The sequence below is a fragment of the Candidatus Pedobacter colombiensis genome (assembly GCA_029202485.1).
GTDB lineage: Bacteria > Bacteroidota > Bacteroidia > Sphingobacteriales > Sphingobacteriaceae > Pedobacter > Pedobacter colombiensis.
On sequence record CP119313.1, the window covers coordinates 5,204,845 to 5,218,715 of the forward strand.

Below are 13,871 nucleotides of genomic sequence, written 5' to 3' on the forward strand. Positions count from 1 at the left end.
GACCGGGAATTTTTAATTAACTCTGTCTTTTTAGTGAATTGGTATTACCTGCGTTTAAGGATGCAAAATCTAGGGGTCTAATACATCACGTAGCTGCATAGACTGTATAACTTTATATTGATGATTCCTGTATTTCAATAAAAAAAACTCGCTTAAAAACTTTTACTGATTATTCTTGTTAATACGGTAAATGTCGCTGAATTGCTTTGGATGTGTCTGGTTCTTAGTGGTCTATGCGGTGTATTGATTGTTGTTAACTAATCTATTTTTTATGAAAAAACTATTACAAGGTTTGTTCATTTTGATGTTTATTGCGGGAGCTGCGATGGCACAAGATAGAACAATTACCGGTACAGTTACAGGAAAGGATGACGGGCTACCAATCCCGGGAATTTCTGTAAAAATCATAGGTACCACAATAGGTACCTCAACAGATGCAAATGGTAAATATGCTGTTAAACTTGCATCACAATCAGCTTCACTTGAATTTTCTTCTATTGGTTATTTAAAGCAAGTTATTGCTGTTGGTTCATCCAACGTGATAAATGTGGTATTGGTAACAGATGCAAAAGAACTGGGAGAGGTTGTTGTTACTGCTAATGCTATTGTGCGGGAAAAAAGAACCATAGGTTATTCTGCACCAACAGTTAAGAGTGATGAGTTGACTCAGGGTGGCAGTCCGAGCGCACTCAGCTCATTAGCAGGTAAAGTTGCTGGTGTGAACATCAGTTCTACTTCTGGTAGTCCCGGCAGTTCTGCCAGAGTTGTACTTCGTGGGGGATCTTCTATTTCTGGATCTAACCAGGCGTTGATAGTTGTTGATGGGATGCCTATTGACAATTCAAGTGTTATTGGTGGGTTAGCTGCAGCAGGTGGCGGGGCATCTCCACTGAGCAGTGTTGATTTTGGTAACAGAGGGAATGACCTTAATCCAGATGATATTGAGTCTGTGACTGTTTTGAAAGGTCCAGCTGCTGCTGCACTTTATGGCTCCCGTGCATCGAATGGAGCTTTGGTTATTACTACCAAATCGGGGACACAAAATGCCTCTAAGACGTCAATTACATTCAATTCTAATAACACGTTTTCTTCGGTTTTAAAGTTGCCGGAACTTCAACAGGAATATGGACAAGGAGATGGGGGAGTGTCTATTCTTAAAGAAAATGGAAGTTGGGGGCCAGCATTAACAGGCATTGTCCAGCCTTGGGGACAACAAATTGACGGTGTTCGTCAAATGAAACCTTTTTCTGCTGTTCCTAATAATATTCGCAATTTCTTTGAGACAGGCTATGCAGCAGATAATAACTTAAGCTTTTCTGGCGGCGGAGAAAAAACATCATTCTATTTAGGTCTTAGTTCCTTGAACTCTGATGGTATTTTTCCTGGCAACTATGATTATTATAATAAATATGGGGTAAGATTTAATGGTAAGACTGAGTTTAGCAATAAATTCTCAGCGGGTGTGTCGTTTAACTATAACAGGATAGATGCGAATGAAGTTGCTGGTGGTCAGGGAGGGTCTTCTGTTTATAATAATGTTCTCCAAACGCCAATAGATATTGATTTTCGATCTCTTAAGGATCTGAATAATAAATATAACGGTTATGGGATTACGACTGATGATGGGGTGTTTCACCCTAATAATTATGGTTATTATGGGGCTTATACCACGAATCCGTATTGGATCTTGCAAAACTATTCTAACTTAGATAATGTTAGCCGTGTCACAGGAAATTTCAATCTTGGCTATAAACCTTATAGCTGGTTAAATGTACAAGAAAGAGTTGGTATTGATACTTATAATGACAGACGCCGGATTTTAGCGCCTAAGTATAATTATTCTCCTATAGATACAACCCCTGCATACGCCGGTACCACCCCAAGAACCAATGTCGGTTCCTATGAAATTGATGAGTACAACGTGATGGAGCTGGCTCATGATTTAATGATTACTGCAACCTATAAATTTAACGATGATTTTTCAGGGTCTTTAATGATCGGGAATAACATACGTCAGAGATCTACGACCAGTATGAACTCAGCTACAAATGGCACAGGAGGTTTGGTAGTTCCTGGTTGGTATAATCTTTCCAACAGTAATGGACCGGTTAATATAGCCCTAGATAATCTAAGTAAAAGAAGATTGGTAGGTTTGTATGCGGATTTAAATTTAGCCTATAAAACCTATCTGTTCTTAGAAGCAACCGCCAGGAACGACTGGTCGTCTACATTGCCTGTTCAAAATAATTCATTCTTTTATCCAAGTGTAAGTGGATCATTTGTGTTTTCGGAGTTGCTAAAAGCTTCTTCTACTGCTGATTGGTTGACTTATGGTAAATTGAGATCTAGCTGGGCTCAAGTAGGTAGTGATACAGATCCGTATCAATTATTGTCTACTTTTTCTAAGGCAACGGTGAACGGAAGTTTTGGAAGCACGGTTTTTCCATTTGGAAGCGTAGCTGCATTAATGGCAAGCTCTGGAATTGGCAATCTAAATCTTATGCCGGAAAAAACTTCCTCTTTTGAGGTAGGTACAGAATTAGGTTTTCTGGATAGCAGAATTTCTGCAGATTTCAGTTATTATAGAAACAGTTCAAAAAATCAAATACTAAATATACCGATTCCGAACTCCACGGGTTTTGGTACAAGCCTTGTAAATGCAGGAGAGATACGAAATAATGGGGTTGAGTTGAGTTTAAGGGGAACTGTTGTTAAATCTACAAATATAACCTGGGAGCTTTACGGAACCTACACCAAAAACAACAGTATGGTAGTTTCTCTGCTGCCTGGTGTTAATCAAGTTAGCCTTGGTGGTTTTGGCGGGATGACTGTTACTGCTGCTAAAGGTTATGCTTATGGGCAATTCTATGCAGTTACCAATCAAACAGATGCAGAAGGAAGAACAATTATCAGTCCAACTACTGGTCGGCCAATTAATACAACCACGGCACAATATCTTGGATCATACAATCCAAAATATCAAGCTTCTTTTGGAACGAATTTCAAATTTAAGCAAATTAATTTCGGTGTTCTTTTTGATGTTAAACAAGGGGGTAAATTTTCTTCAAGAACAAAGAGCATAACCGATTTTGCTGGTACTGCAGCCGAGACAGGGGGCGTTAGATTTGGTGCAATTTTCCCGAACTCTGTTTATCTGGATGCAAATGGGAACAGTGTTGTAAATACAACCTATACCTATAATAAAGAGGACTATTTTGGAAACACGATTCCTGGTGTAAATATTATTGATGCATCTTATGTTAAGGTACGTTCGGCCACACTTTCTTATCAATTTAGTAAGGATCAGTTACGGGGTACACCGTTTGGCGTGCTAGTTATTGGGTTGTATGGTAATAACTTGTTCCTGTGGGCTGCAAAAGAAAATAAATATGCTGATCCAGAGGTAAACTCTGCAGGATCAACAAATCTTCAAGGATTTGATTTTACTGCCCAGCCAGCTGTTCGTAATTATGGTATCAACCTAAAAGTTTCATTTTAATAACAACCTTATTATGCAAAGTAAATATATATTTAATCCAAGGAAGTTGTTACTTCTGGTTCTTATTGGCGCTGTTGGATTTACGGGCTGTAAGAAATTTTTAGACATCAACCAAAACCCTAATAACCCTGATACTGCAGATCCTACGTTGCTTTTACCTACGGTAGAGGCTGCTGTGAGTCAGATTGTTGGAAATGGTTATCAGGTGTTTGGTGGAATATGGAGTCAATACTGGACTCAAAGTCCAACGGCATCTCAATATAGAACGATTGATCAGTACAATTTGGCGAATACGGCCTTTGATCGTAATTGGCTTACACTTTATCGTAGTGCATTGATCAATGCCCAGATTATCATTAACAACAATACAGTTGCTGGGGTGGAGTATACCAAAGGGATTGCGTATATTTTAAAAGCCTATGCTACTCAGTTAACAACTGATGGATTTGGTGACATTCCATTGGGTCAGGCTTTACAAGGAGCTACTTTTATTAGTCCACAATATCAAAGTCAGCAATCTGTATATGACAGTATATTTGTGTTTATAGATAAAGGTGTTGGATTGCTTAAGACCCCAACAGCTACTAACCCAGGCGCACAAGACATGATATTTCAGGGAGGGCTTGCACAATGGATCGCCTTTGCTAATACCCTAAAACTTAGAGCTTATTTAAGAATTGCTTACATAGATCCTGCAAAAGCTCAAGCGGGTATTCAGGCTTTGTATGCAACAAATCCTACTTTTGTTACTGCGGATGCGACAATAAAGTATACTACTATTGGAGGAAATGAGAATCCATTGTATAATGAGATGGTTGCTTTGAACAGGGTTCAGAATCTTGTGGCTAGTAAAACTGTTGTCAGTGCTTTTATTCGTAACGCGGATGTCCGGAGATTCAAGTTTTACGATTTGTTGAAGGATTCTACTGAAATTACTTCAATTCCTCAAGGAAATTATCTAAACTCACCCATTAAGCTGGTTTCTCCTCCCTCGGCTTTGGTTGGAGGTAATTCAACAAACACTTCATCTGCCACTGCTCCCGTTAAATTAATCTCCGCTACTGAAAGCTTATTTTTACAGGCAGAGGCTGTTGCAAGAGGTTGGGCTCCTAATGGAGGGGATTTAGAAACGCTTATAAAGAATGGTGTAAATGCTAGCTTTGTGGCAACAGGTTTGGCTATTGCAGATGGCACTAATTACTACGCGGCTGCTCCGGATGGTCATACTGCTTTTGTTGCAGCTACAACTGTAGAGGCTAAAGTTCAAGTTATTATTACCCAGAAATACTATGCGATGTGTGGCTTTCAAGGCTTTGAGGCCTGGAGCGAGTGGAGAAGAACAGGTTATCCTACGTTCTTCGTAAAGTCTATTGCATCTCTTCTTGGTGGTTTAAAAGCTCCGCTTCGCTTTTTATATCCAAATACAGAGTTGACTACGAATGCTAATTATCCAGGTACACAACCGCTTTCGGTTAATGTGTGGTGGGGAAAAAATTTACAATTCACTCAATAATTATATTAGTGAGCATCCTGAAACTAAGTTGATGGATTTATATGAAGTCCCGGTTGTCTAAGCAGCCGGGATTTTTTTATTTTGTGTGATCTCTGGATTTTATACTATGGCTCGAGGAGATTTTTCCATTTTTTGAAAAATAGTAAGTTGACAAAATCTGGTTTTAGTGAATTGGCTTTAATTATGTAAAATCTAGGGCTTTACTAGTTTTTTTAAAATAAACTACAAAGTGTTGAACAAATTGACAACAAGTGTTAAATAATGTTAAAATTTTATTACAATAGTTGTTTTTGGATTTTTACAGAACTAAATTTTGTTTGTTTTTCTTGTGAAGAATAATGTTTTGTGAAAAGAACTCTCTTCAAAAAATATTGGCAACAGAATATGTCATTTAAATGTCATAAGTGGGTGGCTTGTTCTTGTAAAGCTATGCCAGCATATCGTATTTGATATATTTGGCTATTATTAACTAACCTAAATTTTAATTTCTTATGAGAAAACTTTTACAAAGTTTGTTCATTTTGATGTTCGTTGCGGGAGCTGCGATGGCACAAGATAGAACAGTTACTGGTACGGTTACAGGAAAGGACGACGGACTACCAATCCCGGGAGTTTCTGTAAAAATTGTTGGTACTGCGAATGGTACGTCAACAGATGCAAATGGTAAATACGCTCTTAAGGTTGCAGCAGGGCAAGCTTCAATTGAATTTTCTTCTCTTGGCTATTTGCCTGTAATTATTCCTGTTGCGTCATCCAATGTAGTAAATGTTGTTTTAGGAACCGATACCAGGCAACTGGGTGAAGTTGTTGTTACTGCAATGGGTATTACAAGAACCGCAAAATCACTGGGATATTCGGTTACTACAGTCAAGGGTGATGATTTAACCAAAGCAAGAGAAACGAATGTGATTAATTCACTTGCGGGTAAAGTTGCAGGTGTTAGGGTTACTTCTCAATCTGGTACTGTAGGAGGTTCTGCGAAGATCATCATTCGAGGAGCATCTTCCTTTAACTCTGGAAGTACATCGAATCAGCCAATTTTTGTGATTGATGGTTTGCCGGTTGACAATGGCGCTCCTCAAGTAAACACAATTCCAACTAGTTCTGTGCCACAAGGTAGTGCTGGTTCTGATTATGGTAACAGGGCTGGAGATTTAAACTCTGATGATATTGAGTCGGTTACAGTGCTTAAAGGGGCTGCTGCTACTGCTTTATATGGTGCAAGAGCAAAAAATGGTGCCATTGTTATTACTACAAAAAAGGGGAAAAAGGGTCAGGGTTCGGTTACATTTAACTCTTCGACTCGCTTTGATGATATTTTGAAACTTCCTGATTTTCAGAATGAGTATGCTCAAGGTAATCAAGGTGTTTATAACGCAAACAATGCGCTAAACAGTCCAAACGTTAATGGTTGGGGACCTAAAATAAGTGAGGTTCAAGATATGCAATTCACCAATTATTTAAACCAGAGAGTTACACTTCAGGCGTATCCTGATAATGTTAAGGATTTTTACAATACAGGAAAAACTTATATTAATTCAGTTGCTTTTGAGGGAGGGGGAGAATCGGGCGATTATCGCTTTGGTTTTACAAACACAACCCAAAATGGAATTATTCCGAACGAACAGCTAAGAAAGAATGTGTTGAGTCTTAATGCAGGAAGAACGGTTCTACCTGGACTAGATATTCGTACTAATGTGAATTATACGCGTACTGCAGCGGATGGACGTCCAGTTCAAAGTTCTAATAATCCGAGTGTTTTACAATCTGTAGTTTATGGTTTGCCTAGGACGCTAGATATTGGGGTGTTAAAAAATAATTATGTTGATCCAATTACTGGTCAACAGATTACATTAACGGCTGCAAGAAATGGAAATAATCCTTATTGGATCGTAAATAACAATAACTTTTCAAATGTTGTTGACCGTGTTTATGGTAATGGTATTGTGACATATAAACCTTTAAGCTGGCTTAGTATTTCTGATAATCTTGGTACTGACTTTTACAATGAGTATAGAAAGGGTGTTACAAGACAAGGAACTATCGGCTCTTTAACTGGAGATTTTTATGCGGCTAATATTTATAACAGAATCATAAACAATGATTTCATCATTACAGCAGATCATAAATTGACAGAGGATCTAAGTTTGAAAGTAATAGCGGGTTATAATGTTTTTGAAAGCTTTTATCGTAGAGATTTGACAGATGCTCAACAATTGACTATTGATGGCTTGTATAACTATGCAAATGCAGCTAGTGTAGTTACAACGAATACAAGTAATAAAAAACGTATTCAGGGTGTTTATGGAGATGTTGGCTTGTCTTATAAAGATTATTTATTCTTAAACGTAACAGGAAGAAATGACTGGTCATCTACTTTGCCGGTAAGCAACAGATCTTATTTTTATCCTTCCGTGAGTTCTAGCTTTGTGTTTAGCGAGGTTGTACCAAAAAGTGATTGGTTTAATTATGGTAAATTGAGAGCAAGTTATGCGAACGTTGGTAGTGATACAGATCCATACCAAGGCGCATATACTTATGCACCAATTGCTGCTGCTTTTGCGCAGTATGGTTATGGTTCCACATTCCCTTTTAATGGCGTCTTGGCTTTCAGTAGTCCAGCTACAATTCCTAACTTGACTTTAAAACCGCAAAATCAGGCTTCATTTGAGGTTGGTACAGAATTAAGGTTTTTAAATAACCGTGTTAATCTAGATTTTACCTATTATAACTCAAAAACTAGCGATCAAATTGTAAGTCTACCGCTTCCTCAGTCAACAGGGTTTTCTGCAGCGCTTAGAAATGCGGGCTCAGTAAAGAATACAGGAGTAGAGGTAACTTTGGGATTGGTTCCTTTAAAAACAACTGATTTTACCTGGAATTTGGATATTAACTTTTCAAAGAACAATCAAAAGATCGAATTGCCAAAAGAACTTGCTTCATACCCACTGGCGAGTGGTTGGAGTGGATTGTCTATTAAAGCTGAATCAGGTAAATCGTTTGGTATTTACGGAACAGCTTGGTCGAGAGATGCTTCTGGCAACCTGATTATTGATCCGGCTACAGGCTTAAGACAAGTTAAAAGTGAACAACGATTGGGTAATATGACCCCTGATTGGTTAGGTGGCATAAGTAATACATTCTCTTATAAAGGAGCTTCTCTTAGCTTCTTAGTAGATATGAGAAAAGGAGGAGTTATTTTCTCAAACACAGCATCTAGTTTGAGAGTGAATGGATTGGCTAAAGAAACACTCTTGAATAGAGGAAATATCTTTATTGATAAAGGAGTTAACCCGAATGGAGCTGTAAATACAACGCCAGTAACTAGTATGCAAGAATATTGGGCTCAGTATGGTACAACTAATACAGAAGCAAATATTTTTGACGCGTCATACGTAAAGTTAAGAGAAGTTAGGTTGTCGTATCAATTGCCATCGAGGTTTCTACAAAGAAATGTGAAATTCTTTAAATCTGCAGAGATTGGTATTGAGGGACGTAATTTATGGATAATCCATGATAACGTTCCTCATATTGACCCTGAGGCTAACTTTTTTGGTTCAGATAGCGTTGCTGAAGGAGTTGAATTTAACTCTGTGCCGTCTACCAGAACAATTGGGTTTAATTTAAGGGTTAAAATTTAATTCAAAAAAAAATGAGAAAATTTATATATACGTTTAGTGTTATAGCAACATTGTTAACACTATCATCATGCAAAAAGTATTTGGATATTAATAAGAATCCAAATGCGGCAACAACTGTAGATCCTAAATTGTTATTTTCTTACGCCTCTGTTGCTTATATCAATTTAAGATCAAGTGGAGATATGTATATTCCTATGGCTTTGGCTGGGCAGTCAGTTAGTGCCGGTGGAAATAATCCAACAGGATGGTCGGGTGGAGATCCAAGTCCTGATATTTACACTTTTTCTTCTAACTTTTTTAACAACAGCTGGGTATCTCTTTATGTTAGGGGAGGCGCAAATTTACAACAAGCGATTAGACTTTCGGAAACTGCGAGTCCAGTAAATAATAATGCAGCTGCTCAGTGTAAGGTTTTGTTGGCGATGATGGTTTATGATATCACGACTACTTTTGGAGATGTTCCTTACACGGAAGCATGGAATTCTGACATACTTTATCCGCATTTTGATCCTCAGAAAACTGTTTTGGAAGGGACACTAACGTTACTTGATAAGGCGTTGGCTCAATTTGATGAGTCAAGTCCATTGAAAATTGGCGCTAATGCCGATGGATACGATCTTTTTTATAAAGGAGATATTCCTAAATGGAAAAAATTAGCCAAATCATTGAAATTGAGGACGTTGTTGACTATGGTTGATGCTGATGAAACAAAAAAAGCGGCTATTGCAGCTTTAATTAACGATGGTACGAGTTTTGTTGGTTCTGCTGCTGATAACTGCCTAATTCCATATCAGGATGTGGCAGGGAAAAGAAATCCGAAATATGCCATTAGCTTGCAATATAATGGCGGCTTAAATTTCTTTTTTGCGACTAAACCTGTTACGGATATCATGGATCCAGCTACAGGTGGGCCGGCGATAAGTGATCCTAGGCTTCCTAAGTTCTTCGATAAGCCTGCGGGACAAACGAAATACATTGGAGTAGTTCCTGGAGCTGATGCATTTGATGCAATTAATCCAAGAATTGCTGCTTCGTTGCAGTCAGCTGCAGCTCCAGAGGTGATGTATACCTACCAAGAGCAACTATTTAACGAAGCTGAAATATACGCTAGGGGACTTGGTGTACCTGTGGATTTAACGACTGCTACGGCTCGTTTTCGCAATGGGGTTGAAGCTTCATGTCTCTATTTTGGGGTTCCTGCAGCTGCTGCCAAAAGTTATGCAGATCAATTTAATACTGTGTTTGCTAATCAGGCTGTAGCCATCCAAACTATTCATGCTCAACAGTGGGTTGATAAAATGGATAGAGGGTTAGATGCCTTTACACAATGGAGAAGGTCTGGTCCAGAAGGTAGTGAAGTACCGGTGTTGACACTCCCTATTGGCGCACCAGCGGGGCCAATCTTTAGAAGGTTTGAATACCCGATCACTAATGAGCTTTCCAGAAATCCGAATGCTCCGGCAACAATTAAGTATAATGTAAAAATGTGGTTTGATTTATAACAGAAACATGAAAAAGATATTAATATTAATGACGATAATGACCGCTTTTTTGTTGCAATCCTGTGACAAAAAAGGTCCGGGGGATAATTACGATTTTAGCAATAGTTTGCCTCCATATGTAGCATTAACTGCCACCACCCCTATAACTGTTAAGAAGGGAACTGTGGCTAATGTTTCTTTTCTTGTTAAGACTGCCATCCAACAAGCGGTAACCATTACTTATAAAGTGGAGGGTGCAGTTAATTTACCTAGCCAAACGGTGGTTTTGCCGAGGGGAGTTTTAACAACTACGATCGCGGTGCCAACTGTTGCAGCGGTAATTACTCCTCCTGCTACCTCAACGACAGCAACCTTAACACTTTTATCAGCTGTCAAAGCAGATGGTACAGTTTTAACAATAGGGTCTAAAAATAATCCGGCCGACCAAAAGGTTTTAATTACCATTAACTAATAGGCCTAATCACTCGATAAGGGTGCTCGATTTAATAAAGAAGCCGGAAGATTTATCTTCCGGCTTCTTTATTAAATCCCTTTATATATGTCGGTCTTAGCCCTTTATTTTACTAGTTAATAATAGCTTACTTCAGGGGGCTGAAATTAAATACTTTTACTTAAGATTGAGTTAGCGCCACGTTTTGTTGGTTGATGATCAAGTTAATTGATCTTCCAACAACCATCGCTCTGTTGTCATCAATATGACCTACAGGGAAGTTAAAACATATCGGATAATCATATTCCTTCACAATATCCCATATCACTTGTTCCGGGCTGGCTCCAAAAGGAATAGATTCCGTTGCAATTTCATTAAAAGCACCGATGATAAGACCCTTTAACCTGGAGAGCTTACCAGTCCGTTTTAGCATACGCATCATTCTGTCGATAGAATATTCATGCTCACCAACATCTTCCAGAAACAGGATTTTGTCGGTGTAGTCTATCTCAGAAGCGGATCCCTCTATCATCACCATTAGGGTTAAGTTGCCCCCAACTAAGATACCTTCAGCAGTTCCCGATCTTCCGGGAAATATGCTTGTATATTCGTATTTAATGTTCTCGCCAAACAAAGCCCTTCTTAAAGACTCTAATGATTCAGGCGTTGCTGTATCAAATGTATAAGGCATCTGTCCGTGGATGCTTTGAATGTTTAACCGGGCAAATAAATCCGAAAGTAATATCGTGATGTCACTAAATCCTATGACCCATTTGGGATTGGTTTTAAATTTATCATAGTTAAGCTCATCAATAATCCGGATGGTACCGTAGCCGCCTCTTCCGGCAATGATGGCCCTGATTTCCGGATCGTCGAGAAATGTTTGTAAATCTGCAGCTCTTAAGGTGTCATCCCCTGCAAATTGGTTGTGATCAGCGGTAACGGTTTTACCTATTACAACTTGCAAGCCCCAGCTTTCAAGAATGGTTATGGCAGGGGCAATACTCCCTGGTAATTTCTTTGCCGGACAAACTATTGCAATTTTGTCGCCTTTTTTTAAATATGCTGGCTGTTTAATCATAGGTAAAACACTTATCTTTGACAAAATAATAAAAATAGTTTTGGATAACAGTAAAATAAAAAGATATACCGTTACAGCGGCATTGCCCTATACAAACGGACCGGTACACATAGGACATTTGGCAGGCGTTTATTTACCTGCAGATACTTATGTAAGATACCTGCGCTCTAATAAAAGAGATGTTAAATTTATTTGTGGATCTGATGAAAATGGTGTTCCCATTACGCTAAAGGCGAAAAAGGAAGGCGTGACACCTCAGGTTATTGTTGATAAATACCACAAAATTATAGGTGATTCATTTAAGGAATTTGGCGTTTCTTTTGATATTTATCACAGAACATCATCCTTGATGCACCACCAAACGGCTTCTGATTTTTTTGAAACCTTATACAAGAAAGGGGTTTTTACAGAAGAAATTACCGAGCAGTATTATGATGAAAAGGCACAAACGTTTTTAGCCGATCGTTATATTACCGGAACTTGTCCGAAGTGCGGGAATGAGAATGCTTATGGCGATCAATGTGAGAACTGTGGCAGCACATTAAACGCAACAGATCTAATCAATCCGAAGTCGACCTTATCCGGAGAACCTCCTGTAAGAAAAGAAACCAAGAACTGGTTTTTGCCACTGGATAAATACGAAGATCAGCTTAGAACATATATTGAGAGTCATAAAGAGTGGAAACCAAATGTTTCCGGACAGTGCCAATCGTGGTTAAATGCGGGTTTACAACCTCGTGCCATGACCCGCGATCTGGATTGGGGTGTTAAAGTCCCTGTCAAGGATGCAGAAGGTAAAGTGCTTTATGTTTGGTTTGATGCACCTATAGGCTATATTTCGGCTACTAAAGAGCTTTTTGAATATGCTCGTTTAGACATTTGGAACCCTGTAGCTGAAGAGTATTACATCAACCCACATGGCGTTGAGAAAGGTAATTGGGAAGAATACTGGAAAGATGAAGGAACCAAATTGGTTCATTTTATTGGGAAAGACAATATCGTTTTCCACTGCATAATTTTCCCGGCAATGTTAATGGCTCATGGCGATTATATTTTGGCGGATAATGTTCCGGCTAATGAGTTCCTGAACCTTGAAGGACAGAAGATCTCAACCTCCAAAAATTGGGCTGTTTGGTTAAATGAGTACCTTGAGGAGTTTAAAGATAAGCAGGATGTATTGCGTTATGTTTTAACGGCAACAGCACCTGAGACGAAGGATAACGACTTTACCTGGAAAGATTTCCAGGCGAGAAATAACAATGAGCTGGTTGCAGTATTGGGTAATTTTATCAATAGGGTAGTTGTGCTAACGCATAAATATTTTGCTGGAAAGGTGCCAATGTGTATGGATATTACTCCTGAAGACAAGCAAGTGATAGATGAATTGGCTGCTGCTCCGGCAAAGATTAGTGCTTCCATAGAGAGCTACCGTTTCAGGGAGGCGCTAGGCGAGGTGATGAATGTTGCCCGCTTGGGGAATAAATATCTTGCAGATACTGAGCCATGGAAGGTGATTAAAACCGATGAAGATAGGGTACGTACGATCTTGTTTATCAGTTTACAGATAGCTGCTAATCTGGAGATCTTAATAGAGCCCTTTTTACCATTTACGGCTGATAAGCTGATGAAGATGCTGAATTATGGCGGGCATACCTGGGCAGCTGCGGGTAAGATCAATTTATTGCACAGGGGGCATCAATTGAATGAGCCGGCATTGTTGTTCGAAAAAATCGAAGATGAAGAGGTGCAAGCACAAATAGACAAGCTTAACAAAAGTAAAGAGGATAATAATGCGGCTTCGGCAATTGCTGCGCCACCCAAAGAGAATATTCAGTTTGAGGACTTTACTTCGGTTGATATCCGTGTAGCCACGATTGTTGCAGCCGAAAAGGTTGAAAAGACTAAGAAGCTGTTAAAATTAACGCTGGACACCGGAATAGATCAACGTACAGTAGTATCGGGAATTGCGGAGTATTATAAGCCTGAAGATGTTATTGGACAGCAGGTGAGCCTTGTGGTAAATCTTGCACCACGTGAGATCAAAGGGATTGTGTCGCAGGGTATGATTTTAATGTCTGAGGATGCAGATGGAAAGCTTGCTTTTGTGGCGCCAACTGCTAAACATCATAATGGTAGTGTGATCAGATAATTTTAGAAGGAGGGGTAGCTCCTTTCCTTAGGTATTTTTTGCTTGCGATCACCTAG

At 39.0% G+C, this 13,871-nt stretch carries 7 protein-coding genes; 6 read left to right on the top strand and 1 reads right to left on the bottom strand.

The window, feature by feature from the left end; genetic code table 11:
* Positions 1-271 precede the first annotated feature (271 nt).
* From P0Y49_21715 to P0Y49_21735, 5 genes are all read left to right on the top strand, one after another.
* Positions 272-3,499, top strand: coding sequence for a SusC/RagA family TonB-linked outer membrane protein (locus P0Y49_21715; protein WEK19396.1), 3,228 nt, complete (start codon positions 272-274; stop codon positions 3,497-3,499).
* Positions 3,500-3,512: 13 nt separating this feature from the next.
* Complete coding sequence (locus P0Y49_21720; GenBank protein ID WEK19397.1) at positions 3,513-5,012, top strand: SusD/RagB family nutrient-binding outer membrane lipoprotein; 1,500 nt, start codon at positions 3,513-3,515, stop codon at positions 5,010-5,012.
* A 491-nt stretch (positions 5,013-5,503) separates the two neighbouring features.
* A complete protein-coding gene (locus P0Y49_21725) occupies positions 5,504-8,653 on the top strand; it encodes a SusC/RagA family TonB-linked outer membrane protein (protein ID WEK19398.1) in 3,150 nt (1,049 codons plus the stop codon).
* Positions 8,654-8,664: 11 nt separating this feature from the next.
* Positions 8,665-10,155: a SusD/RagB family nutrient-binding outer membrane lipoprotein gene (locus P0Y49_21730; protein WEK19399.1), complete on the top strand. Its 1,491-nt coding sequence runs from the start codon at positions 8,665-8,667 to the stop codon at positions 10,153-10,155.
* 7 nt (positions 10,156-10,162) lie between these two features.
* The gene (locus P0Y49_21735) at positions 10,163-10,606 is read left to right on the top strand and encodes a hypothetical protein (GenBank protein ID WEK19400.1); all 444 of its coding nucleotides are present in this window, start codon (positions 10,163-10,165) and stop codon (positions 10,604-10,606) included.
* A 160-nt stretch (positions 10,607-10,766) separates the two neighbouring features.
* Here P0Y49_21735 and P0Y49_21740 read toward each other — a convergent pair whose 3' ends face one another.
* Positions 10,767-11,666, bottom strand: coding sequence for an LD-carboxypeptidase (locus tag P0Y49_21740; protein WEK19401.1), 900 nt, complete (start codon positions 11,664-11,666; stop codon positions 10,767-10,769).
* A gap of 40 nt (positions 11,667-11,706) precedes the next feature.
* On the opposite strand from P0Y49_21740, the gene metG reads away from it, so the two are divergent.
* Complete coding sequence (gene metG, locus P0Y49_21745; protein ID WEK19402.1) at positions 11,707-13,815, top strand: methionine--tRNA ligase; 2,109 nt, start codon at positions 11,707-11,709, stop codon at positions 13,813-13,815.
* Positions 13,816-13,871 lie beyond the last annotated feature (56 nt).

Bases quoted from the DNA above. Each gene is read 5' to 3' on its own strand.
- P0Y49_21720 (WEK19397.1), top strand. From the start codon at position 3,513: ATGCAAAGTAAATATATATTTAATCCAAGGAAGTTGTTACTTCTGGTT.
- P0Y49_21740 (WEK19401.1), bottom strand. From the start codon at position 11,666: ATGATTAAACAGCCAGCATATTTAAAAAAAGGCGACAAAATTGCAATA.
- P0Y49_21735 (WEK19400.1), top strand. From the start codon at position 10,163: ATGAAAAAGATATTAATATTAATGACGATAATGACCGCTTTTTTGTTG.
- P0Y49_21715 (WEK19396.1), top strand. From the start codon at position 272: ATGAAAAAACTATTACAAGGTTTGTTCATTTTGATGTTTATTGCGGGA.
- P0Y49_21730 (WEK19399.1), top strand. From the start codon at position 8,665: ATGAGAAAATTTATATATACGTTTAGTGTTATAGCAACATTGTTAACA.
- P0Y49_21725 (WEK19398.1), top strand. From the start codon at position 5,504: ATGAGAAAACTTTTACAAAGTTTGTTCATTTTGATGTTCGTTGCGGGA.